At 28.7% G+C, this 24,086-nt stretch carries 21 protein-coding genes, 1 pseudogene, 1 CRISPR repeat array and 1 other annotated feature; of the genes and pseudogenes, 21 read left to right on the top strand and 1 reads right to left on the bottom strand.

Going from position 1 to position 24,086, the window contains the following annotated elements; genetic code table 11:
• Nucleotides 1-11 precede the first annotated feature (11 nt).
• From ANHYDRO_RS06615 to ANHYDRO_RS06575, 10 genes and pseudogenes are all read left to right on the top strand, one after another.
• Nucleotides 12-1,781, top strand: a complete 1,770-nt coding sequence (locus tag ANHYDRO_RS06615; RefSeq protein WP_004814814.1) for a hypothetical protein — start codon at nt 12-14, stop codon at nt 1,779-1,781.
• Nucleotides 1,768-2,721, top strand: coding sequence for a type I CRISPR-associated protein Cas7 (locus tag ANHYDRO_RS06610; RefSeq protein WP_004814812.1), 954 nt, complete (start codon nt 1,768-1,770; stop codon nt 2,719-2,721). Before ANHYDRO_RS06615 ends, ANHYDRO_RS06610 begins: the two co-directional genes overlap by 14 nt.
• Before the next feature lies 1 nt (nt 2,722).
• Nucleotides 2,723-3,460, top strand: a complete 738-nt coding sequence (cas5b, locus tag ANHYDRO_RS06605; RefSeq protein ID WP_004814809.1) for a type I-B CRISPR-associated protein Cas5b — start codon at nt 2,723-2,725, stop codon at nt 3,458-3,460.
• A complete protein-coding gene (locus ANHYDRO_RS10750) occupies nt 3,450-3,881 on the top strand; it encodes a CRISPR-associated endonuclease Cas3'' (protein WP_004814808.1) in 432 nt (143 codons plus the stop codon). Before cas5b ends, ANHYDRO_RS10750 begins: the two co-directional genes overlap by 11 nt.
• Before the next feature lie 182 nt (nt 3,882-4,063).
• The gene (cas3, locus tag ANHYDRO_RS06600; RefSeq protein ID WP_004814806.1) at nt 4,064-5,971 is read left to right on the top strand and encodes a CRISPR-associated helicase Cas3'; all 1,908 of its coding nucleotides are present in this window, start codon (nt 4,064-4,066) and stop codon (nt 5,969-5,971) included.
• Nucleotides 5,968-6,453: a CRISPR-associated protein Cas4 gene (cas4, locus tag ANHYDRO_RS06595; protein ID WP_004814804.1), complete on the top strand. Its 486-nt coding sequence runs from the start codon at nt 5,968-5,970 to the stop codon at nt 6,451-6,453. The genes cas3 and cas4 overlap by 4 nt, the downstream gene beginning before the upstream one ends.
• An 8-nt stretch (nt 6,454-6,461) precedes the next feature.
• On the top strand, nt 6,462-7,460 hold the full coding sequence (gene cas1b / locus ANHYDRO_RS06590; protein WP_039914302.1) for a type I-B CRISPR-associated endonuclease Cas1b: 999 nt from the start codon (nt 6,462-6,464) through the stop codon (nt 7,458-7,460).
• Nucleotides 7,460-7,741 carry a CRISPR-associated endonuclease Cas2 gene (gene cas2, locus ANHYDRO_RS06585; RefSeq protein ID WP_004814801.1) on the top strand — a complete coding sequence of 94 codons (282 nt, stop codon included), beginning with the start codon at nt 7,460-7,462 and terminating at the stop codon, nt 7,739-7,741. The genes cas1b and cas2 overlap by 1 nt, the downstream gene beginning before the upstream one ends.
• Nucleotides 7,742-7,875: 134 nt before the next feature.
• Nucleotides 7,876-8,623: direct repeats of the CRISPR family, unit length 30 nt; unit sequence GTTGATTAATAACATTAGATGTATTGAAAT.
• A gap of 163 nt (nt 8,624-8,786) precedes the next feature.
• Nucleotides 8,787-9,299 (top strand): annotated as a pseudogene (locus tag ANHYDRO_RS06580) (nitroreductase family protein).
• Between the two features lie 161 nt (nt 9,300-9,460).
• Entirely contained in the window at nt 9,461-10,225 is a 765-nt protein-coding gene (locus tag ANHYDRO_RS06575; protein WP_039914299.1) for a Cof-type HAD-IIB family hydrolase, read from the top strand.
• Between the two features lie 47 nt (nt 10,226-10,272).
• Here the strand turns inward: ANHYDRO_RS06575 and ANHYDRO_RS06570 are convergent, their stop codons facing one another.
• Nucleotides 10,273-11,319 carry an endonuclease/exonuclease/phosphatase family protein gene (locus ANHYDRO_RS06570; RefSeq protein ID WP_004814794.1) on the bottom strand — a complete coding sequence of 349 codons (1,047 nt, stop codon included), beginning with the start codon at nt 11,317-11,319 and terminating at the stop codon, nt 10,273-10,275.
• Nucleotides 11,320-11,406: 87 nt separating this feature from the next.
• Between ANHYDRO_RS06570 and ANHYDRO_RS06565 the strand changes: the two genes are divergently transcribed.
• From ANHYDRO_RS06565 to ANHYDRO_RS06520, 11 genes are all read left to right on the top strand, one after another.
• Nucleotides 11,407-11,919: an AI-2E family transporter gene (locus ANHYDRO_RS06565; protein ID WP_004814792.1), complete on the top strand. Its 513-nt coding sequence runs from the start codon at nt 11,407-11,409 to the stop codon at nt 11,917-11,919.
• Between the two features lie 193 nt (nt 11,920-12,112).
• Nucleotides 12,113-12,347, top strand: a binding site (T-box leader).
• 91 nt (nt 12,348-12,438) lie between these two features.
• Nucleotides 12,439-13,956 (top strand): biosynthetic-type acetolactate synthase large subunit, encoded by a 1,518-nt coding sequence (gene ilvB, locus ANHYDRO_RS06560; protein ID WP_004814790.1) that lies wholly within the window; start codon nt 12,439-12,441, stop codon nt 13,954-13,956.
• Nucleotides 13,957-14,187: 231 nt separating this feature from the next.
• A complete protein-coding gene (locus ANHYDRO_RS06555) occupies nt 14,188-15,054 on the top strand; it encodes a DegV family protein (protein ID WP_004814788.1) in 867 nt (288 codons plus the stop codon).
• An 824-nt stretch (nt 15,055-15,878) separates the two neighbouring features.
• Nucleotides 15,879-16,100: a FeoA family protein gene (locus tag ANHYDRO_RS06550; RefSeq protein WP_004814786.1), complete on the top strand. Its 222-nt coding sequence runs from the start codon at nt 15,879-15,881 to the stop codon at nt 16,098-16,100.
• The gene (locus ANHYDRO_RS06545) at nt 16,100-16,324 is read left to right on the top strand and encodes a FeoA family protein (RefSeq protein WP_004814784.1); all 225 of its coding nucleotides are present in this window, start codon (nt 16,100-16,102) and stop codon (nt 16,322-16,324) included. Before ANHYDRO_RS06550 ends, ANHYDRO_RS06545 begins: the two co-directional genes overlap by 1 nt.
• Nucleotides 16,325-18,475, top strand: a complete 2,151-nt coding sequence (feoB, locus tag ANHYDRO_RS06540) for a ferrous iron transport protein B (RefSeq protein WP_004814781.1) — start codon at nt 16,325-16,327, stop codon at nt 18,473-18,475.
• Between the two features lie 24 nt (nt 18,476-18,499).
• A complete protein-coding gene (locus tag ANHYDRO_RS09730; RefSeq protein WP_102198204.1) occupies nt 18,500-18,691 on the top strand; it encodes a hypothetical protein in 192 nt (63 codons plus the stop codon).
• Nucleotides 18,692-18,873: 182 nt separating this feature from the next.
• Nucleotides 18,874-19,215, top strand: a complete 342-nt coding sequence (locus ANHYDRO_RS06535; protein ID WP_004814778.1) for a DUF6110 family protein — start codon at nt 18,874-18,876, stop codon at nt 19,213-19,215.
• 1 nt (nt 19,216) lies between these two features.
• Complete coding sequence (locus ANHYDRO_RS06530; RefSeq protein ID WP_004814775.1) at nt 19,217-21,289, top strand: heavy metal translocating P-type ATPase; 2,073 nt, start codon at nt 19,217-19,219, stop codon at nt 21,287-21,289.
• 413 nt (nt 21,290-21,702) lie between these two features.
• A complete protein-coding gene (locus ANHYDRO_RS06525) occupies nt 21,703-22,713 on the top strand; it encodes a threonine aldolase family protein (protein WP_004814770.1) in 1,011 nt (336 codons plus the stop codon).
• A gap of 4 nt (nt 22,714-22,717) precedes the next feature.
• Complete coding sequence (locus ANHYDRO_RS06520; RefSeq protein WP_004814769.1) at nt 22,718-23,599, top strand: radical SAM protein; 882 nt, start codon at nt 22,718-22,720, stop codon at nt 23,597-23,599.
• The last annotated feature ends 487 nt before the right edge of the window (nt 23,600-24,086 follow it).

Here is a 24,086-nt window from a genome sequence, read left to right as displayed (position 1 = left end):
GAGGTGATAATGTGCTAGAAGAATGTTTGGAGATTTTTAAGAAAAATTTGGATGAGGATCCTGCTATGGTTTTTAGAGGATATATTCCCAAAGACGGTAAATATTATCTTGTTACTATGAAAGAAGAAAGTCCTTGGGAGCTTAGCCCAAGTTTTAAAATTAAATATGACAAAAAAGAAAAGAAAATTGAAAATCAACCATTAAATTTTTCTTTTATTAGAGATTTGGATTTTAATTCCAATCTCTTAAACATGAATAAAAGTATTGATAATAAAAAAACAATCCATAGTTCTACTTATTATAGTTTTTTCTTCAAGGAAAATTCTTATGAAGATAAGGTTAATAAGGAGGCTATTGAAAGATATTTTTCGGTTTTAAAAAATCCACTCAAAAAATATAAGGATAAAAGAGCAAAAAGCCTTTATTTGGAAAATGAGGAAAAATTAGGACCTGTAAATGTAGAAGAAGCCGAAAAAATAGAAAAATGGCTTATTGAAAATATTGACAAGAAGGAATTATTTGATATTGATATAAGTTCAAAAGATTATTTTAAAATATTTTTTGTCTATGAAGATGAAGAAAAAACAAAAAAAGCTTACCAAAGAGAGCAAGATAGGTATTTGCTTACCAATTTATTTAATAAGAATAAATATAATATAGAAGTAAATGGCAAAACTTACGGAGTTTCTGATGATAATTTAGGAATAAATGATAAAAAACCTTATTTGGAAAATTTATCTAGAAAGGTAAAACAACCTTATTTAATAAGTGCAGATATGGCAAAGTTACAAAATTTATTTTTCTCTTACCTTTCTTCAAGTGTAAAAAGGGGATACAAGAAAATATATTTTAATACAGGAAATGAAGAAATAAGTTTTGAAAAAAATAAGAACTTTATGGGATTTGAATTGTTCTTGTATCCTGAAAAAAATGAAGCAGCTATTTTAGATTATAATATTTATTCGAATGATTTTGATGATATAGAAATTCAAATTAACCAATATATTGAAGAATATTTGCCAGAAAATGCTAAGGCAGATGATTTTTCTAAAAGAGAAGAAAAATACGGTCTTGTTACTGAAAAGAAGACACTTTTAAATAAAATAGATTCAGTTTTTTTCTATAATTATTACCAAAGAAATAAGTATAATTTGGAGAATTTGAATATAAAAGAATTGAATTTTAAAATGATAATTTTAAATTATGGGAAGAGCTTGGAATTGGCCATAATAAATAATAAAAATAAAGAAGTAGTTAGGATTTTAGATAGGATTTTAGATGATTCTATTAAGTATTCTCTTACAAATGCTTATAATACCAAGGCTATTACCCAATTTAATTATTATTTGTCTTTGAAAGAATATTATGAAAATAAGGAGGAAAATTATATGGACTTTCAAGAAAATATGAAAAAGAAATTAGAATCAGCTGGAGAAATTTCCCTTGAAGGTGACGAAGAAATTTTGTTTGCCCTTGGCCAAGTTTTGAGAAAATTGCTTAATTATTCAAATATTGGCGATAAAAATTTAACCTTTATTAGAAATTTCTTGGGAGAACAAAAAATTTCTAGAATAATTGAAAATTTGAAACACTTGCTTGTAACTTATGCCCACAATATTAGTGCTAAGGATATAAGGCTTAATAGGGCTGTAAGTCAAATTCTTGTTTATAAATTTGAAAAGAAAAAGGCTGATGATAAGTGGATAATAGCAGGTTTTTTAGATGAATCATATCTTTATGGAAAAAAACTAAGTGAAGGAGAAGAAAATGACAGAGCTTAACAAAAGAGTTTATGGAATTATTGGTATAGGATCAAAAATGGCAAATTGGAATGCAGATTTTTCTGGATTCCCAAAATCTTTGTCTTCTGGTGAAATTTTCGGATCAGATAAGGCTTTAAAATACACGATGAAGAAAAAATGGTCTGAACAAGGCGAAAAAGTAGTTTATATAAAAAGTTATACTATAGGAAATAAAGGAAATTTGATGCCTAGAACTTTAAAGGAAAGGTATGAACAAGTTTTTGATACAGAAATTAAATCTGGTGAATCTGAAAAAATTTTGACCAACTTATTTTCAGCAACAGATGTAAAAAATTTTGGAGCTACATTTGCAGAAAAAGGAAATAATATTTCTATAACTGGAGCTGTACAAATTTCTCAAGGAATGAACAAATATGAAGATAGCAGGGCTCAAGTTCAGCAAATTTTATCTCCTTTTAGAGATCCTAATGCTAAAGAAAAAAATAAACCAGGAGAAGATGCTCAAAATTCTACTTTGGGAAATAAAATTGTATCAGATGAAGCTCATTATTTCTATTCTTTTGTAATAAATCCAAAGGCTTATGATGATTATAAAAAATTAGGAGTTACAGAAGGATATAGCGAAGAAGATTATGAGAAATTTAAGTTAGCCGCAATTGATTCGGCAACTTCCTATGCAACAAATGCGAAAGAAGGAGCAAATAATGAATTTTCAATGTTTGTTGAAACAAAATTAGATGCCTATCTTCCAAGTCTTGCAAATTACATTGAATTTGAAAAAAGTTCTGAAGAAAATTCAAAAGATAAGATAATTTTTACAGGAAAATCTATTATAGAAAAAAGAGATGATATAGAAAAAATTCAAGTTTATTATGATAATGAAAAAATAGACTTGGTTGATTTTCCAGATAATATAGAAATTTATAATATATACACAAGAGAAAAAATCGAGGCTTAATATGAAAGCTTTGAGATTTAGATTAAGTGGAAAAACAGGTTTTTTTAAACAGCCAGATGTAAATACTTATCTATATTATACTTATGGACAAATTCATAGAGTCGCTCTTCTTGGACTTTTGGGAGCAACTCTTGGATATAAGGGCTATAATGAGAAGGATAGGGAAAAATATCCTGAATTTTATAAAAAATTAAGAGACCTTAAAATTTCTGTAGTTTCTGAGGGAAATAATGGAGTTTTTGATAGAAAATTACAAGCTTTTAATAACTCCACAGCCTTTGCATCAAATGAAGAAGGAGGAAATCTAATAGTAAAACAAGTTTGGCTAGAAAATCCTTCATGGCTAATTTATATTTTATTAGATAATGACCAAAGTGAATTGATAAAAGAATATATTTTAGATAAAAAAACAACTTTTACTCCTTATCTTGGAACAAATGATCACATGGCAAATATTAGTGATTGTGAAATTGTTGATATAGAAAAAAGTGATGAAAATATTATTGATTCTCTTTTTTGGTCAGATGATTTCAAACTGAGATTAAAAAGTAAGATTTATAAATACGAGGAAAATCTTCCATTTTTCTTAGAAGAGGATACTGAAAGATATATAAGAAAAAAAACCTTGGCAAGTAATGGAGAAGTTAGAAAAAAAACAGATAAAAATGTTATATTTGAAGATAATGATAATAAGTTAAAACTTGTATTTTACAGCGAAGAAGGAATTTATGAAACTTGATTTTATAGTTAAAAATCCAGATAAATACCTAGGTCACATAGAAGGAGTAGGAAATAATAAAGAAAAATTAGAAGATCATATTAATAAAACTTTTGCATATTATAAAAAGATTATAGATGAAAAAAACTTGGGAAAAGTCTTTGAAAGATTTTTCCTAAGTATTTTTGATGAAAGGGAAGGATATACATATTTTAAAGATTTAATAGATTCTGTAATACTATTTCACGATTTGGGAAAGATAAATTCGAGATTTCAAAGAAATAAATTAAAAAATTTTGAAATAGATCTTATAGATTTAGGAATAGAAGGAGAGCATTCTATACTTTCATCATTTATTTATGTTTACAATTTTGTAGGAAAAATTAGAAATTTAGAAATAGATGATGAATTAAAAGAAAAATTTTATTATCTTATTTTTTAAATGCCTTCATAATTTCAAGACACCATAGTGATTTATCAGACTTTTCATATGAAAGTCATAATTTTTTTGATTTATTTATTGATGAAAGAAGTAAATTTTATAAAACTTTAAGATATTTAAGAAAAGATAATAATATAAGGGAAGAATTTTTTGATAATTTTGAGGAAATTTCAAATGAAATTATGGATCTAGTCTATGATTTTGATATGGATTCTTCCTATATAGATTTCAAAAAATCAAAATCAAAAGAAATATACATCTACACAAGACTAATATATTCTGTTTTAGTTGCATCTGACTTTTATGCTACAACTGATTATATGAATGGATATAAGACAAAGCTTCCCAAAATTGACCAAAATAACCTTATAAAAATATACAATAATTCAAAACTCATAAAAAATATTAGACAAAGCCAAAAAAACAAGTCTTATGAGAAAAAAGAAAATATAAATGATCTTAGGGCAAAAATTTTTCTAAATGCAGAAAAAAATTTAGAAGAGGAAAGAGATAAGAATATATTTTTCCTAGAAGCTCCTACGGGTTCTGGCAAATCTAATACTGCTATGAATTTATCTTATAAATTATTAAATGATCAGATTGATAAAATAATTTATGCCTATCCTTTTAATACCTTGGTGGAACAAAATAAAAATACTCTATTAAAATATTATAAAAAAACCAGTATTGAAGAAAATATTTCTATAATAAATTCAATAACACCTATTGGAAAAAGTGACAATGATGATTTTATGAAAGATTGGGATTATTATATAAAATCTCTCCTCGATAGACAATTTCTTCATTCTCCTTTTATAATTACATCTAATGTAGGGCTTTTTAATACGCTTTTTTCAAATAAAAGAAAAAATATTTTCGGTCTTTATCAAATTGCAAATTCTGTAATTGTTTTGGATGAAATCCAAGCCTATAGGGAGGATTTGTGGAATGAAATTATAGAAATGTTGGAAATTTATGCCAAGACTTTTAATTTAAAAATAATTATTATGTCGGCAACTCTTCCAGATTTATCGGCTTTGTTAGATGATGATAAAAAGAAGAATATAGGAAAATTGATTAAAAATCCAAGAGAAATTTTTGATGAGCCTTTGTTTAAAAATAGGGTTAAAATAAACTATGATTTGTTGGATTTGGGAAAGATTGACTATGATCATCTTTTAAATCATATGAAAGAAAATATAGGAAATCACCAAAAGATATTGGTTGAATTTATAAGAAAAAAAGACGCGGAAAATTTCTTTAAAATTTTAAATGAGGAAGAATTTTTTGAAAAGTATAATATTTTAATCTTAACAGGTGATGATAATTTGAGAAGAAAAGCTCAAGTTATTGGACAAATAAGTGGAGAAATTAAGAAAAAAACCATATTAATTGCAAGTCAGGTTGTAGAAGCTGGAGTTGATATTGATATGGACATTGGCTACAAAGATATATCCATGCTTGAAAACGAGGAACAATTTTTGGGAAGAATTGGAAGGTCAGCTTTAAAAAATGATGCTGTAGCATATTTTTTTGATATGGCAGATGAAAAGAAAATTTATAAAAATGCCCAAGATATTTTGACTCTGAGAAATAAGGACAGAAGAAAAGATCTCCAAACAAAAGATTTTTCCAGATATTTTACTCTAAAATTACAAAAAGCAAAAAATGATAGGGACGAATATGCCTATATAAATTTTGAAAAAGACCTTATTAAATTAAATTTCGAAAAAATATCAAAACACATGGAATTAATTGATGATAAGAGGCAAAATCTTGATCTATTTTTAAATAGAAATTTAAAGATAGGTGGAAAAGAAATAAATGGATCTGAAATGTGGAATCAATACGTAAAGCTTATTGAAAATAAAGACATGGATTATAGCGAAAAAATTGTAAAACTTTCAGAAAAGAAAGCCCAAATGTCAGACTTTATCTATAGAATTTCAAAAAGAGATTTTTTAAAATATATACAAACAGCAAACTATATAATAGGAAATCTTGTTTATATAGAAGACGGGGAAAGATATATTTACAAGGAAAGATTAAATTATAAAGATGAAAATGATGAATTTGGAGACATAATATGAATGGAACAATAATAAATTATTATTTTCATTGCAAAAGACAGTGCTATTTGTTTGCCAACAAATTAAATTTTGAAGATAACAGCGAACTTGTAAAAATTGGAAAAGAAATCCACCTAAATAAAAGTGAAAATAAGAAAAATGCTGAAATAAAAATAGACAATATAGTAGTTGATAAAATTACAGATAAATATTTGGTAGAAATCAAAAAATCAGATGCAGACAAAGAAGCTGCCAGATGGCAACTTTACTATTATCTCTATATTTTAAAGCAAAAAGGAATAATCAAAAAAGGAAAATTGGAATTTGTTGAAAACAATCAAGGCAAAAAAATAGAATATTTGGACTTAGATGATAAAAAAGAAAAAGAAGTCGAAAAATTAATTAAAGAAATAGAAGTATTTATTTCAAAAGAAGAGATTCCAAAATTCAAAAAAATTAAGGGATGTACAAAGTGTGCTTATTATGAATATTGCAAGATTTAGGTGGGAATATGGGAAAAACAAAATATCTTTTAACAGATGGACAAATAAAAAGAAAAGATAATTCTTTAGTTTATAGGGTAAAGGGAAAAAATGTTTATATACCAATAGAAAGCATAAGAGAGCTTTATATACTAAGCGAGACTACGATAAATACAAAATTATTAGATTTTCTTGCAAGTAAGCATATAGTTCTACATTTTTTCAATTATTATGGCAATTATTCAGGAACATTTTATCCAAGAGAAAAATACATAAGCGGAAAACTTTTAGTAAAACAAGTAGATGCCTACAAGGAAAAAAGAATAGAAATAGCTAAAAAAATTGTAGGAGCTATAGGGAAAAATATATATCAAGTTCTTTACCACTACTATAAACATGACAAAAAAGAAGTGAAAACTTTCCTTGATTACTTAAAAAATGAAATCCCAAAAGAGCTTGAAAAATCGAATGATATCAAACAAATTTTATATATAGAAGGAAAAATTTGGCAAGGATTTTACGATTCTTTCAAATATTTTCTAAATGAAGATTTTATTTTAAATAAGAGAGTAAGAAGACCACCAGATAATCCAATAAATGCCCTAATATCATTTGGAAATTCACTTTTATACACAAAAACCATAACAGCAATCTACAGAACCCACTTAAATCAAGCCATAAGTTATTTGCACGAACCAAGCGAATCAAGATTTTCTCTTTCCCTAGATATGTGCGAGGCCTTTAAACCTATATTAGTATTTAAAACAATATTTGATTTGGTAAACAATAGAAAAATTAGGGTAGAAGATCATTTTTTAAAAGATCAAAATTACTGCATACTAAATGATGAAGGTAAGAAAATATTTATAGCAGCCTTTGAAAAAAGAATAGAAACAAAATTTAAAAATGAAAAATTAAAAAGAAATATGAGCTATCAAACACAAATAAAGTTAGATTGCTATAAATTAATAAAATATATACTAGAAGACAAAGAATTCGAACCTTATTTATTAGAAAGGAAATATTAATGGGAAAAAATTATAATTATATATTTCTATTCTATGATGTTGGAGAAAAAAGAGTAAACAAAGTATTTAAAATTTGCAAAAAATATTTAAATCACCATCAAAATTCAGTATTTAGAGGAGAAATAAGCCCATCAAAAATTATTTCTCTAAAAAGAGAAATCAAAAAAGTGATAAAAAAAGAAGAAGACTTTGTAACAATAATAAAAATGTACAACAAAGAAAGCTTCGAAGAAGAAACAATAGGAAAATATAAATCACTAGGAGAAGATTTTATTCTATAATTCCCAGCAGAATTATAAAAAACCCTAGAAATAAACAAAACAAAAAAACTAAAATAGCTGGTAAAAAAACTAAAGATATTAGAAAAAGGGTATACTTAGAATATAAGAGTAAAATAATTGTTTATTTTACATTGGTTGATTAATAACATTAGATGTATTGAAATATATCATTTTTACTATCAATGTATCTTAAAGTTGTTGTTGATTAATAACATTAGATGTATTGAAATAGTTTGTATTTCATTATTTTGTAATTCACACCCCCGTGTTGATTAATAACATTAGATGTATTGAAATAATTGTGTCTTCACAAATGGATAAAATGGTACAGTCGTTGATTAATAACATTAGATGTATTGAAATTCAGCCATACTGTAAAATAAAACAACTCCATCACGTTGATTAATAACATTAGATGTATTGAAATGGCTATAGGACAAGGGGCTGCTAATTCTTTAAAGTTGATTAATAACATTAGATGTATTGAAATATAACACATGGAATGCAATTTTAAATATTGGTAAAAGTTGATTAATAACATTAGATGTATTGAAATCCTTTTAATTCTAATTCCAACCTTGTCCAATCTTGGGTTGATTAATAACATTAGATGTATTGAATATTTATTTTACTGTCTATGTATCTTAAAGTTGTTGTTGATTAATAACATTAGATGTATTGAAATTTGTTGTTATGTAGCAAATAGTAAATATGCTCCTCGGGTTGATTAATAACATTAGATGTATTGAAATAAAGAATAATATCCTGCTGGTAGTCCATACTTATTAGTTGATTAATAACATTAGATGTATTGAAATAAATCAGGATTAGCATTTTTAGTAAACTGCCCTTGTTGATTATTGGCATTTGATGTATTGAAATTTATAGCTTAGAACGTAAAAAATACAACTAAAAGACCTTGATTAATTATGTAAGTGATAAAGTATTTGAGAAATTATATATTTTCTCTTATTAAGGTATGATATATTTAAATGGTTTTTAAATTAATCTTTAAAGGTTAATTATTAATTAGAAAGGAAAATTTATGGAATTTATTGAACTTGTTAAGAATCGTTTTTCTTGTAAAAGTTTTTCTGATAAAAAGGTGGAAGATGAGAAGCTTGATCTTATTCTTCAGGCTGGAAGGTTTGCTCCTACTGCTAAGAACAATCAGATTCAAAGAATTTAAGTTTGTAAATCTGAAAAGGCACTTTTAAAAGTTGATGATTTAACTCCATGTAGGTACAAGGCTCCTCTTGTTCTTCTTGTGGCCTATGATGAGAGTGAGGCTTTTGTTTATCCTGGTGGAAAATATAATTCTGGGGCTGAGGATGCTTCTATTGTTGCAAGTCATATGATTTTGGCTGCGGCAAGTCTTGGGGTGGATTCTTGTTGGGTTAATTTTTTTGATCCTGATAAGGCAAGTGAGAAATTTTCTTTGTCTGAAAATGAAAAAGTTCTTGCTATGATTGATTTGGGATATGCAAATGATGGAGTAGGGCCTTTGGAAAATCATTTTAAGAAAAAAGATCTTGATGAAACTGTTAAGTTTATTTAATTTTTTATTTGAAGATGTAGGATTTGTATCCTATGTCTTTTTTTTATATGTTATTATATAGGTGTTTAGACCATATTTTGATTTTTGAAATTTTAATATAATAAATATTTTGGGTGTATTTTTATTTTAAAAAAGTTAGGAGTAATAATGAAAAAATAAAGATGGTATTTTTTGATATTGATGGGACTATGATTTCTTTGGATAAGGAGGGGATTTCTGAAAAAACTGCTCTTTCTTTGAGAAAACTTAAGGAAAATGGGATAAAAATTTGTGTGGCAACGGGCAGGTCTCCTATCCAACTTCCTGATTTTTCTGGAATTTCTTTTGATGCTTATTTGAGTTTTAATGGGTCGTTGATTTTTAATGATAAGGAAGATATTTTTAAAAATCCCCTTTCTAAAGATGATATTTTCACCTTGATGGAAAATTCTAAGGACATGGATAAGCCTATGGCAATTGCTACTAGGGATCTTTATGCCTGCAATGGGACAAATTTTGATTTAGAGAAGTATTTTTCTTTTGGTGGCAGTCAGCCTAAAGTTTATGATGATTTTGAAGATATTATTGAAAATGATGATATTTTTCAAGCGATTTTGCCTATTAGTGCAAATGAATATGAGAGGGCAATGGAAAATATTTCTTCTACAAAAATTACAGCCTGGTGGGATAGGGCTGTTGATTTGATTCCCAAAAATGGCGGCAAGGGCAAGGGCGTTGAGGAGATTTTATCTTATTATAAGATAAAAAAGGATGAGTGCCTTGCTTTTGGTGATGGTAATAATGATTTGGAGATGTTTGAGGCTGTTGGATATGGAATTTGTATGGCAAATGGGTCAAGGGATTTGAAAAAAGTTTCCTATGATGTTTGCAAAAGCGTTGATGAGGATGGGATTTATTATTATTTGAAAGATAAGGGAATAATTTAGAATTTATAAAAGCCTTGATAGAAATTATCAAGGCTTTTATATTATTTTTATTTTAATACAAATTCCATCACAACTGGGTTGTGGTCGGAGTATTGGAAATTTTCTTTTGTTTGGGTTTTTATGGTTTTTATTTTGATATTATCTGTTGCCAAAAATCCATCTATAGTTGAAAGGTAGGCGTCTTTTCCTGTGTAGGGCTTATCATTTACTACAGATGTTTTTCCATTTTTGTCATAGTAAAGTTTTATATTTTTTGTCAACATTTCTTTTGGGAAGGGACTTGGGTTCCAAATTCCTTCTGGGAGTTTTTTGAATTTTGCTGAAAGTTCTTGGTTAAAGTCTCCTCCAACTAAAACATAATTTCCTTTTTTATATTCTTTGTTTATAAAATCTATTATTTCTTTTGTTTGGGCGACTCTCCCTTTATTTCCTGATTCGTAGGCATCAAGGTGGACATTTACTATTACAAGTTTCTTATCCGAGTTTTTGATGTCAATATAGGATGGATTAAAGGCTCTTTTTAAGTTTACAAGTCTTGTTGGAAACTTGTGGGGGATTTCTTGTTGGTATCTTTTCGATTTTTTTATTTTAAAAGCAGTTTGAGTCATTATGCCCGATTGGACTTTTCCCATTGGTGGGATTGGGTAGGGGATAAAATCTGTTTTAAAGTTTAGGGCGAAAGTTGATGAGCCCAAGAAATTTTCCCTTAATTTATCCACTTGATTTATGTGAAAAGACCTTTTAGAATCATAGTCTACTTCTTGAAATAATTTTATGTCAGCATTTATATTTTTGCTGGTAGAAATTATATGGTCGATTGATTTTTCTACGTGATTTTTATTTATTGGAAAAACCATTTGACCTCCATCCATAAAAAAGTCCGTATCCTTATCAAGGCCTCCATAGCCTATATTCCAAGTCATAACCCTATAATTTTTGCCAATTTCTGGAATATCTTCTCCCTTACCATATACTTTTACATCCTCAATTTTTTCTGGCCTATATTCTCTAATCCAAAGATAGGATAAGAGGATCAAAAATCCTAATAAGAAAATTCCTACTAGGCTTAGGAAAATTTTCAAAATTTTTTTCATACACACCTCTTTTTTGAACAAATTGTTCAAATTTTTATTATTAGTATAATATAAATACCCAATTTGAAGTGTTTGAAAGGATATAATATGAAAAAAGAATTTTTGAAAAAATATTTAAAAGAGGCTGGTCTTGGTCTAAAGGACTTATTAAGGGCTCTTATAATTTCATCTATAATAAATTTTGTGGTTTTGGCTATTGGACTTGGGATTTTAAAAATAAAATATTTTATATTAATCGCTCTTTTAATAGCCCTTGTGGACTTACTTCCAGTTTTGGGAGCAGGCATGGTTATGATTCCTTGGGCTATTATAGAAATTTTTATGGGAAATATGAAACTTGGATTTTCTCTTGGAATTTTATTTGCCCTAACCTTTATAATTAAACAAGTTATAGAACCAATAATTTTGGGAAGGTCAATCGGTCTTAATCCATTTTTAACAATTTTAATAAGCGTATCTTTTATGGTTTTCCTATCTCCAGGACTTGGAGCTCTTGTGGGACCAGTAGTTTCAATGATGATTGGAACTTTTTTGGAAGTTAGGAAGGTTTTTGAATTTGAAAAAAATCAGGATGAAAAAATAGAAGATAAAAAATCTTAATCTATAAATCCTCATGAAAATTTAGAATTAAATTTTTTCTATCTTTTTGCAAGAGGATTTTAATTTTACCTATTATTTTATATTTTAGAATTCTAATTTTCAATAATTATAGAAAATATTCGTAAAATTTTCAAAAAAGATTTGACAAAATTTTACAAAGAGACTATCATATTATTAACATTTTAAAACATTATTAAATTATTAGAAAAAAAGAGTAAAGTCATGGAGAATCACAGAGAGTAGGTGGTTGGTGGAAACCTATATTTAAAATGAGCTTGAAAATCCTTTTTCTTATGTTAATCTGAACTTAAAGTAAGATTTGCCGCCGTGGTTGGCGTTATCGTAACCCTGCATTGTTAGATGTTTGAGAGCTTATTTTTATACAAAAAATAAGAAAAAAGGTGGTACCGCGATAATTCGTCCTTTGTCATTAGACAAGGGACTTTTTTTATTGGGTTTTTTAAAAGGGATAAGTTAGTTTTACAAATGTGTTAGAAATTTTAGAAAGGAATAGCTTTTATGAAAATACGAGGGGCAGAAATAATAGTAAAAACCTTGATTGATGAAGGTGTTGATACAATTTTTGGCTATCCTGGTGGTTCTGTTATCCAAGTTTTTGATGCTCTTTATGATTACAAAGATAAGTTAAAACTTGTAAGGACCAGCCACGAGCAAGGGGCAGCCCACGCAGCTGATGGCTATGCAAGATCGACTGGAAAAGTTGGCCTAATTTTGGCAACATCAGGGCCTGGAGCTACAAATATTGTAACAGGAATTGCAACGGCCTTTATGGATTCAATTCCCCTGGTTTGTATAACTGGAAATGCTGGAAGAAAACTTTTGGGCAAGGATTCTTTCCAAGAAATTGACATAATGGGAATAACAATGCCAATTACCAAACATAATTTTATAGTAAGGGATGTAAAATTTCTCCAAGATACTATAAGAAGGGCATTTATGATTGCAAATTCTGGAAGAAAGGGACCGGTTTTGATTGATATCCCAAGCGATATCATGGCAGAGCTTTGTAACTATGAAAAAAAGGAAAGCTTAAAAGAAGAAAAAAAAGACCAAGTCAATGAAGATGAGATTTTAGAAATTGCAAATTGCATAAATTCTTCAAAAAAACCAATCATTTATTCAGGTGGGGGAGTTACTGCATCAGAAAGTTTTAAGGAGTTGAGAAAATTAATCAAGCTTTCAAATATTCCTGCCTGTAACACAATTATGGGAATTGGAGTTTTGGGATATGAGGATGAATTAAATCTTGGCATGCTTGGAATGCATGGGAAATATTCCACCAACAACGCCATTGCTGAATGTGATTTGTTGATAGCTTGCGGAGTTAGGTTTTCTGATAGGGTTGCCTTAAATACCAAAAAATTTGCAAAAAATGCAAAAATAATCCATATCGACATTGATAAGTCAGAAATTGATAAAAATATTTACGCAGACTACAAGCTTGTGGGAGATGTTAAGGAAGTTTTGAATGCTCTTTTATCAAAAATTGAAAAAAAAGAAAGGCGTGACTGGCTTGATCATATAAATGAGCTTAGAAAAGAAGATTATAGGCCGGTAGATAGTAAGGATAAGATAAAACCCCACCAAGTTATAAAATATATTTCCAAAACTTTGGGAGAGGATATGATTTTTGTAACAGATGTTGGCCAGCACCAAATGTGGACAGCCCAATATTGTGGAAGAACCAAACCCAGGTCTTTTTTGACAAGTGGTGGACTTGGAACTATGGGATTTGGTTATGGGGCAGCAATGGGAGCTAAAGTTGGAAATCCTGATAGAAATGTTGTTTTGATAACGGGAGATGGGTCTTTTAATATGAATTTCAATGAAATTATTACAGCAGTAAATAACAATATAAAAGTTATAACCGTTGTTATGAAGAATAAAACTTTGGGCATGGTAAGACAATGGCAACATCTTTTATATAATGACAGGTTTTCGGGAACTAATATGGAGGAAAATATTGATTACATAAATCTTTCAAAATCCTTAGGAGCTTGTGATTTTTCATACTAGAATCCTTAACATTTTTCACTAGCCAATGCTTCTCTAAAAATTCATCTAGCTTACTTTTCCACATCATAGCTTTATAATTTTATAATACTATAGATTTATGAAAAATCAAGCATTTATTTTTAAAATTATGCAAAAAATTAAGTAAAATATTCTTAATAAAATTGTTTTAAAAATTTGAAACAGTATAGTTTAGAAAAATTGAGAATTTGAAAAGAAAAAAATGGAGAAGTAATGGAAAAAGTAAAAATAATAGCAGATTCAGGGTGCAATATAGACCTTGAAATGGCAAAAGAATACGATATATCAATTCTTCCTTTTAAAATAAATTTCAAAGACAAGTCCTATACAGACCTATACGAATTAAGCAGGGAAGATTTCTTAAAAAAATACAAAGAAAGCAAGGAAAGAGTAACAACATCAACGCCAGGACCAGGAGAATTTCTAAAATTATTAGAAAATGAATACCAAAAAGGCTATAGGAATTTTCTGGTTTTTTCCATAAGTAAAAAATTTTCAGGAATGAACCAAATGATGGAGCTTATGAAAGATGAGTTTCTAGAAAAAAGAAAAGATGCGAAAGTTAAAGTAATAGACTCATATACAGCAACAATTGCAGCAATTTATCCAGTAATAAAAGCATCAGAATATGCAAAAAATGGCCTAGGACTTGATGAAATCTACAAAAAAAGTCTAGATAACCTAAAATATGCAAATGTAACAGGAGTTGTAAAAAATCTAGATGCCTTGCAAAGAGGGGGAAGACTGCCAAAAACCCTAGTTAAACTTGCAAATTTAATTTCCTTTTCACCTGTCTTGTGCATAGAAGATGGGGAAATAAAATTAAGAAAAAAAGTGACAGGGAAAAAGAAATCCTACAAGGAATTAATAAAATACATACAAAAATTATGTAAAAAATACGACTCTTACCAAATTATAATAGGCGGGGCAGACAGCGAAGATGAAATAGAAATATTAAAAGAAGGACTAGAAAAAGAAATTAAAAAAGCCCTAGACTTTAAAATAATAGACGTAACCCCAGTAATAGGAGTTCACTTGGGAGATGGGGTAGTATTTTGCTCAGTATTTCCAATAAAATAAATTTCTAGCCTATATAAGCTGAAAAAAATTTAAAATGCCAAAAAAAATTGAAATATAAGTAGCTAGTATAGAAAAGTCAGTTTTTAATTTATTTATAAAAAATTAGGCTAAAACCTATCTTAACTGGGTGATTGTGTTTGATATGGCATAAGTATACTTAAAATTATTAGAAAAGCACAAAATGTATAAGCTTTTAGGTGGATTTAAAGAGCTATGAAAAAGTTTTGAGATTTCTCGATAATAATTAAGATAAGTTGGAATAAAAAGCCTTAGGAGGCTTTTTTTATCTTATTTAAATGGGAATTATTAAATGGTTTTATACAAGAATTAAATTTTCACTAAGACCTCTTTTCTTTTATTTTAAAAATAAAAAAAATTTTATAAAGTAATTTTCAAATTGAAAGATTATGACAAAAAATTGTAATAAACATAAAAAATAATAAAGTCCTTATTTTTTTAAATATTATTAATAAGGTTTATTTTTAAAGGGTAAAGCTATATAAATTTTTCCAAACAAAGAAAAAACCAGAAATTTTTTATAAATATTGTAAAATAAAAAAATAAAAACCAATATAATGATATTCACTATCATAAATTGGTTGTATAATCATAAATGAAGATAGTGATAATTTTTATCATTGTTTTTTACATAAACTATTATTAACTCAAATATAATAATTGCCCAGTTTAGCTTAAGCTGGTTTTCTTTTTTTTGAGAGATTGCTGATATTGAATATTATTATAAAAAAATCACATTTATAAGCCATTATATCAAATTTGTTATAGTAATAGTCGAACTAATTAATTATAGAAAGAAGGAACAGATGCCAATTACCTTATTAAATAATGGACAAGAAGCAGAAGTTATAAAAATCAAAGGAGATGATGAGATAAAAACTCACTTATCAAATCTAGGTTTTGTAAAGGGAAAGACAATTAAATTATTTTTCTTTGATGGAGTAAATTATATTATTATGGTTGATAATAGTAAATATGCACTAAACAAAGATCTAGCTAAGAGAATATATGTTAAGGAGATAAATTAATGAAATCTTTAAAAGATGTAGCAGTAGGAGAAAGTGCTGTTATTAAAAAAATCAAAGGAGATGGAGCTACCATAAGAAGAATTATGGACATGGGGATTACAAAAAAAACTGAGGTTTATGTAAGAAAAATAGCCCCATTAGGAGATCCTATCCAAGTTAATTTACGTGGTTATGAATTGACTCTTAGAAAAGAAGATGCAAAAAATATAATAGTGGAGGAATAGATGGCTTATACGGTTGCTTTAGCTGGTAACCCTAACTCAGGAAAAACCACTCTTTTTAATGAACTTACAGGTTCAAGCCAAAGAGTAGGAAACTGGCCAGGAGTTACAGTTGATAAAAAAGAAGGAAAATTAAAAGGACACAAGGATATTATTATCCAAGATTTACCAGGAATTTATTCACTTTCCCCTTATACAATGGAAGAAGTTGTTTCAAGAGGATATTTGGTTGACCAAAGACCTGACCTTATTGTAAATCTTGTTGATGGATCAAATCTTATAAGAAACTTATATCTTACAAGCCAATTAATTGAACTTGGAATTCCAACAATTATTGCCTTGAATATGATGGATATAGTAAAATCAAACGGCGATGTTATTGATAAAGATAATCTTTCTAAAATTTTGGGTTGTCCTGTTGTAGAAATTGTTGCTAGCAAAAAACAAGGTACAAAGGACTTAATAAATGAGATTGTAAAATCAGAAAATAAATTATCTTTACCAAATCCTTTAAAATATTCTGGAGAATTAGAAGAAGCTTTGGAAAAAATTTCTAGTGAAATTTCTGGATCTGTTGATTCTAAACTTGAAAGATATTTGTCAATCAAGGCCTTTGAAAATGATGAAGATATGTTTGAAAATATTTCTTTATCATCTGATAAGAAAGAAAATATTAATAAGATAAGAGAAGATTTTGAAAAAATAGAAGATGATGTAGCTGAAGGTATTGTAACTACTGAAAGATATGAAGCTCTTGGAGAAGTTGGAGAAAAAGTTCTTAAAAAAGCTCCACCAAAGCTTTCAACAACTGATAAAATCGATAAGATAGTTACAAATAGAATTTTGGGACTTCCAATTTTTGCCCTTGTAATGTTTGTTATTTATTATATAGCAATTTCAACTATAGGAACTGGGGCGACTGATGCCGTAAATGGATTTTTTGAAGATACAATGACACCTGCTGTTGCAGATTTTCTAACAAATATTGGAATCAGTGACGTTTTAGTTAGTCTTGCAACAGACGGAATTATATCAGGAGTTGGTGCAGTATTAGGATTCTTACCACAAATGTTAGTATTATTTGCCCAACTTTCAATTCTTGAAGATATAGGATACATGGCAAGAGTTGCCTTTGTAATGGATAGGGTATTTAGAAGATTTGGACTTTCTGGAAAATCATTTATACCAGTAATGATAGGTACAGGATGTTCAGTTCCTGGAATCCAATCATCAAGAACAATCGAAAATGAAAGAGATAGAAGAATTACAATTATAACTACATCTTTTATGCCATGTTCTGCAAAACTTCCTGTAATTGCCTTGATAGCAGGAGCATTTTTCAAAGAAAACCAAGCTTTGGTGACATTTTCATTTTATATAATTGGAATAGTTTCTGTAATAATTTCTGGAATTATTTTAAAGAAATTTAAAGAATTTGCATCAGATCCAGCTCCATTTGTTATGGAACTTCCACCATATCACGCACCAAGAGTTACTTCAGTTTTAAGAGATATGTTTAATAAAGGAATGGCCTTTGTAAAAAGAGCAGGAACAATAATTTTAGTATCATCAATAATTATTTGGTTCTTATCAAACTTCGACTTCTCATTTAAATTGGTAGAAGCTGAATCAGAAAACTCAATACTTGCAGTTTTAGGTGGATATTTAGCAGTTTTATTTAAACCATTAGGATTTGGACAATGGCAATCAGCAGTAGCAACAATTACAGGATTCGTTGCAAAAGAAAACGTAGTTTCAACAATGGGTGTTGTTCTTGGAATTGGAGCAGATCTTGATGAAACAAATAGACAATTAATTACAGCTTTCAACCAAGCTATAGGAACACCAGTTGCTGGATATTCATTCTTACTTTTCAATATGCTTTGTATGCCATGTTTTGCAGCAGTTGGAGCTATAAAAACAGAAATGAACAACAATAGATGGACTTTAATTGCGATAGGATATCAAATGACATTTGCCTATGCTATTGCCTTTGTTTTCTATCATTTAGCAAACTTCTTTGTTTATAAAGAATTTTCAATTATGACAATACTTTCTTTAATTGTTTTAGCAGTAATCTTATACTTAATATTTAGACCTGTTAAATATAAAGAAGAAAAGAGAACTTATAAATTAAATTTAGCTAGAAAATAGTAAAAAATAGAAAGGGATGATTTTATGAACTTACAATCATGGATATTTTTGCTAGTAATATTGGGCATTTGCTCTTATATTGTCTATACAAGATTTATAAAAGAAGGATCAAATTTTGGATGCAAGGATTGTGCACAAAAAAGTTCTTGTTCATCAGATACTTGCCATAGCAAAAAAGAAAAAACAAAAAAGAAATCATGCCCATATTGTGACTGATTGTTTTTTAAAGGGAGGACTTTTGCAAAAAATAAATTTGCGAAGGTCTTCTTTTTAGAATATAAAATTTTAGATTTTATATTTTTAGCTATTTGTAACTATCAAAATTTTAGCTTTTAAAATATAAAAAATTTTGCTAGAATAGAATTGATATAATTATTTTAAAATCATAGGAGGAAGAGATGATTAAGTTAAACAAAAAAATATTAAGTGCAGGAGCAGGAGTATTAGCAGGAGCAATTGGTGGAAAAATTCTTACATCAAAATTTGCAAAAAAAGCTGCAGTAGCTACAGTTCAACAAGGACTAAAAGCTAAGGGAGCAGTTGATAAAACTGTAGAAAATATTAAGCTTACAACTGATGATATAGTTGCAGAAGCTAAGGTTAAAAATGAAATTGAAGAAAGACTTGAAGCTGAAGCAAAGGCAAATCTTGATATTGAAAATGTAGCTAAAAAAGAAGCTGAAGAGAAAATAAAAGAAGAAATAAAGGAAGATTTAAAAGAAGAAGCTAAAGAGGATTAGGATGAGAGCGTCTATAAAGGCTAGAACCCTCGGTAGATCTAGGTTTTTGTTTGAAGACTATCTTAAAGATTCTAACGTTAACAAATTAAAGTACAAAATTGAAAAAATAAAAGGTGTAAAGTTTTGCCAAATTTCCTCGATTTCAAAATCTATTATAATAAATTACGATGAAGATTATATTGGAGAAATAGCAAGATTTATTCTTGACTTTGATCTAAAATCTTTGGATGATTTTGAAATTGATGATGCAGACTTTATCCCACAAGTTGATAAGTCAATTTTTCATATACTAAGAAATGCAGCATACAAGAGGATAATTTTTGGAAAAATTATGCCAATGCCACTTAGACCATTTTTTACAATTTTAAGGGCTTATCCTTTTGTAAAAGAAGGGTTAAAATCTTTGAAAAATAGGAAAATGGATGTGGCTCTTTTGGATGCAAGTGCAATTTCAGTTTCAATTGTAACAGGTCAATTTGCAGATGCTGCAAGTATTATGGCCCTTTTATCTTTGGGAGAAGAGCTTGAAGATTATACATTGAAAAAATCAAGGTTAAATTTAAAATCTTCCCTAGCCCTAAACATTGATCAAGTTTTAGTAAAAGATGGAGACAAAAAAGTCTTTAAACACTTAAAAGAAGTTGAAATTGGTGATTTGATTTATGTTTCTATGGGAACAACAATTCCTGTTGATGGAGAAGTTGTTGAAGGTTTTGGTATGGTTAATGAATCTTCATTTACAGGAGAAGCTAAGGCTGTAGAAAAAAATGAAAAATCATCTGTTTTTGCAGGAACAGTCCTTGAAGAGGGAGACCTTCTTGTAAGAAGTAAGAAAAAATATGATGATTCTAGATTAAACCATATTATAAAATTGATTGAAGATAGCGAGAAAAATAAATCCTTGGCACAAATAAAGGCTGAGTCTATGGCAGATTCTTTGGTAAAATATTCCTTTATTGGGGCAGGTTTAACATATTTATTGACTCGTAATTTTATAAAAGCAAAATCATTTTTGATGGTTGATTATTCTTGTGCCTTAAAACTTACAATTCCAATAGCTTATATGAAGGCTATAAGCCAAGCAGGAGATGAAAATATCCTTGTAAAGGGTGGAAAATATTTTGAAAGTATAGCAAAGGCAGATACCATTATTTTTGACAAAACTGGGACTTTGACCAAGTCAGAACCTGAAGTTAAAAGAGTAATTTCCTTTGATATTGATGAAGATGAGGCCTTAAGAATTGCTGCTTGTCTTGAAGAACATTTCCCACATTCTATAGCAAGAGCAGTTGTAAAAAAAGCTAGGGAGAAAAATCTTCACCATGAAGAAATGCACTCCAAGCCTGAATATGTAATGGCTCATGGAATAAAATCTACAATTGATGGAAAACCAGCCTTAATTGGAAGCGAACATTTTATTTTGGAAGATGAAAAAATTAAAATAAGCCCAGACCAAGGGGATTTGATTAATTCTTTAAAAGAAGAATATTCACTTTTATTTATGGCCTTTGACAATAAATTGTTGGCAGTCTTATGTATTGATGATCCAATTAGAAAAGATGCAAAAGAAACTATTTCAAATCTTAGAAAATTAGGCTTTACTCATATCGCAATGCTAACAGGAGATAATGAAAATTCTGCAAGAGCTGTAAGCAAGAAACTTGACCTAGACTTTTACAAATCCCAAGTTCTTCCAGAAGATAAGGAAGAATATATCAAAAAAATGAAAGATTTGGGAAGAAAAGTAATTATGATAGGAGATGGAGTTAATGATTCGATTGCCCTATCCCAAGCTGATGTAGGAATTTCAATGTCTAAAGGAGCAGATCTTGCAAAAGAAATTTCTGACGTTTCCATAAAAACCGATTCATTAAAAGAATTAGTTGACCTTATAAAACTTTCAAGAAGTGTAGATAAAAGAGTTAGAAATGATTATGAAAAAATAATAGCTTTCAATACCCTATTAATCGCCTTAGGCTTGGGTTCATTTATAACAAATACCCAATCAGCCCTCATGCACAATATATCTACAGTTGCAATAGCAAGCGATAATATGAAAAAATACAAATTTTAAAACCAAAGTTTAAAGCTTTGGTCAGAGCGTATACAACCCCTCAAGCACGAATATCTGACTTCAAAAATTGTTGATTTCTAAATTTCAAAATTCTAAAATCGCAAACTCGCTAACGCTCAAACAGTGCGATTTTTAACGAATTTTTAAATTTGAAATCAAATCAATTTTTTCCGTATGATATTCTTAGCATGAGGATTTGTATACTTTTTCAACAGTCTGAACCAAAGTTTAAAGCTTTGGTTTTTTCTTTGGGAAAATTTAATTTGTTGTTTAAAGATGCCATGAAAATTTATAAAATTTTAGTCTCAGTGGCTTTATTATTCTTTTATCATTTGTTAGAAGTTGAAGTTATGGAAATAACTTATGAAAAATGTATGATAGAATAAGAAAATCGTTTTTTATAAGGAGAAGATATGTTTAATTTTAGAAATGACTATTCTGATATTTGTTATCCAGAAATTTTAGATTATATAAAAGAAAATCTTGACCAAATAAATCCAGGATATGGGGTTGATGATCATAGCAAAAATGCTGAGAAATTAATCAAAGAAAAATTAGAAGATGAAAATGTAGACATTTATTTTATCCACGGGGGAACAGGTGCAAATATTCTTGGGGCAAGTGTAGGAATGATGCCTCAAGAATCTATAATTGCTGCTACAAGTGGACATATTGAAGACCAAGAAGCAGGAGCAATTGAGGCTTGTGGAATAAAAATTGAAACAATTCCAACAAATGACGGAAAAATAACCAAAAAATTATTGGAAGAAAAATATAAATCTTTTACCAACGAACACCACACAGTCCCAAGAAAAGTTTATATATCAAATACAACAGAAGTTGGAACACTTTATAGTAAAAAAGATTTGGAAGAAATTTACGATTTTTGTAAAAAACGCGACTTATATTTATTTATGGACGGGGCAAGACTTGCCCACGCCATGGCAAATGAAAAATCTGATTTAAAATTTAAAGATTTGACCAAGTTTTGCGATATATTTTATTTTGGAGGAACCAAAAACGGTCTGATGTTCGGCGAAGCCCTTGTAATTGTAAATGATAATTTGAAGAAAAATTTCAGAAATTTACAAAAACAAAAGGGAGCCATGCTTGCCAAAGGATTTGTAACAGGAATGATGTTTGAAAGACTCTTCCAAGATGATTTGTATATAAAAGGAGCAAAAAAAGCCTACCAAATGGCAGAAAAATTGGCTCAAGGATTTGAAGAAAAAGGCTACAAACTTGCCTATAAATTTGATTCAAACCAAGTTTTTGTAGAAATTTCAAAAGAAGATATAAAAAAATGGGAAGAATTTGCCTATTTTGAAGTAGGAGAAAAAAGAGAAGATAAATTCGTAGCAAGATTTGTAACAACCTACAAAAGCCAAGAAAAAGAAATAGAAGAATTTTTAGAAAGGATTTAGTATTATGCATTACACAGGACAAGTTTATAGACCTCCTCTTGAAGCCTATACTCCACTTTTAGAAGTGACTTACGGATGTTCTCACAACAAGTGTGCCTTTTGCACCATGTATCATATGACAAATTTTGGGATTTCTCCTATAAAAGATATAGAAAGTGATATTTTGGAAATTTCCATGACCTATCCAAGGCCAATAGAAAGAATTTATTTATTAAATGGAGATCCTTTCGTTCTTTCAACTCAAAAATTGGTAGAAATTGCCGATTTGATCCACAAATATATACCAGAAGTAAAAACCATAACTTCCTATGCCAGTTTTTATAATTTGAAAAATAAAACCAAAGAAGATTTAAAACTCTTAAGAGAAAAAGGCTACAATGAGCTTTGGTTTGGAGTAGAAACAGGAAATCAAAAAGTCCTAGACTGGCTTGATAAGGGAGCAGATCTAAAAGATTATAAAAAAGGGATAGAGAAAATGAAATATGCCAATATGACCTACAACGCTATAGTAATGCAAGGAGTTGCAGGAAATGGAAATTCAAAAGAAAACGCAAGAGAAACGGCAAAATTTTTAAACCTCTATCCACCAATAGGAATTTTTATAATGAGCACAGACGTACAAAGAGGTTCAAAATTATATAAAATGAGAGAAGAAGGATATTTTAAAGAAACAAGTAACAGAGAAAACCTAGAAGAACAAATAGAATTATTAAAAAATCTAGATGTTCCGGGAAATGTCCTCTACTCATCAGGCCACATAGTAAATCTTGTAAAAGTAACATCTCACATGAGAAATAAAGAAAAAATGATAAAAAAATTAGAAGATGCCCTAAAAAATCTAGATGAAAAAATCCTAGATTCAAAAAATAAGGGTAGGGCTATTTAGACTGTATGGTCTAATAGCCTCAGAGCGTAGACAAAGTATGAATGTAGATAATAATTATTTTAAATAAAAATTAAGCTACGTACCATCTCGACTAAGTGAGTGAAACGAACGCACGGAGAGATCTCATTAGATTTCTCGACTCACTACGTTCGCTCGAAATGGGAAAATTTTTAGTTTGTCAACAGACTGGGACTATTTAGACTGTATGGTCTAATAGCCTTATTTTTTTCATATCTTTTTCTTCAAATAATCCCAAATCATAGTGGTTGGTTATTATTATTTTTTTGCCATTTTTGTTTAAATCTTTGATTAGATTCGCTATGTATTTTGCTTTTTCTTTGTCAAGTTCATTAAAAGGTTCATCTAATAAGTATAATTTTTATCAGTAAATAGAAGTAAAATCAAATATAAAATTTAAATTCTCCACCTGATAGGTGGTAGAGGGTTTTATCGAAATTTTCATTAATAAAATTATTTATGTAAGAAT

Source organism: Anaerococcus hydrogenalis DSM 7454 (assembly GCF_000173355.1).
GTDB classification, from domain to species: domain Bacteria; phylum Bacillota; class Clostridia; order Tissierellales; family Peptoniphilaceae; genus Anaerococcus; species Anaerococcus hydrogenalis.
This window is presented reverse-complemented; position numbering and strand designations above follow the sequence as displayed.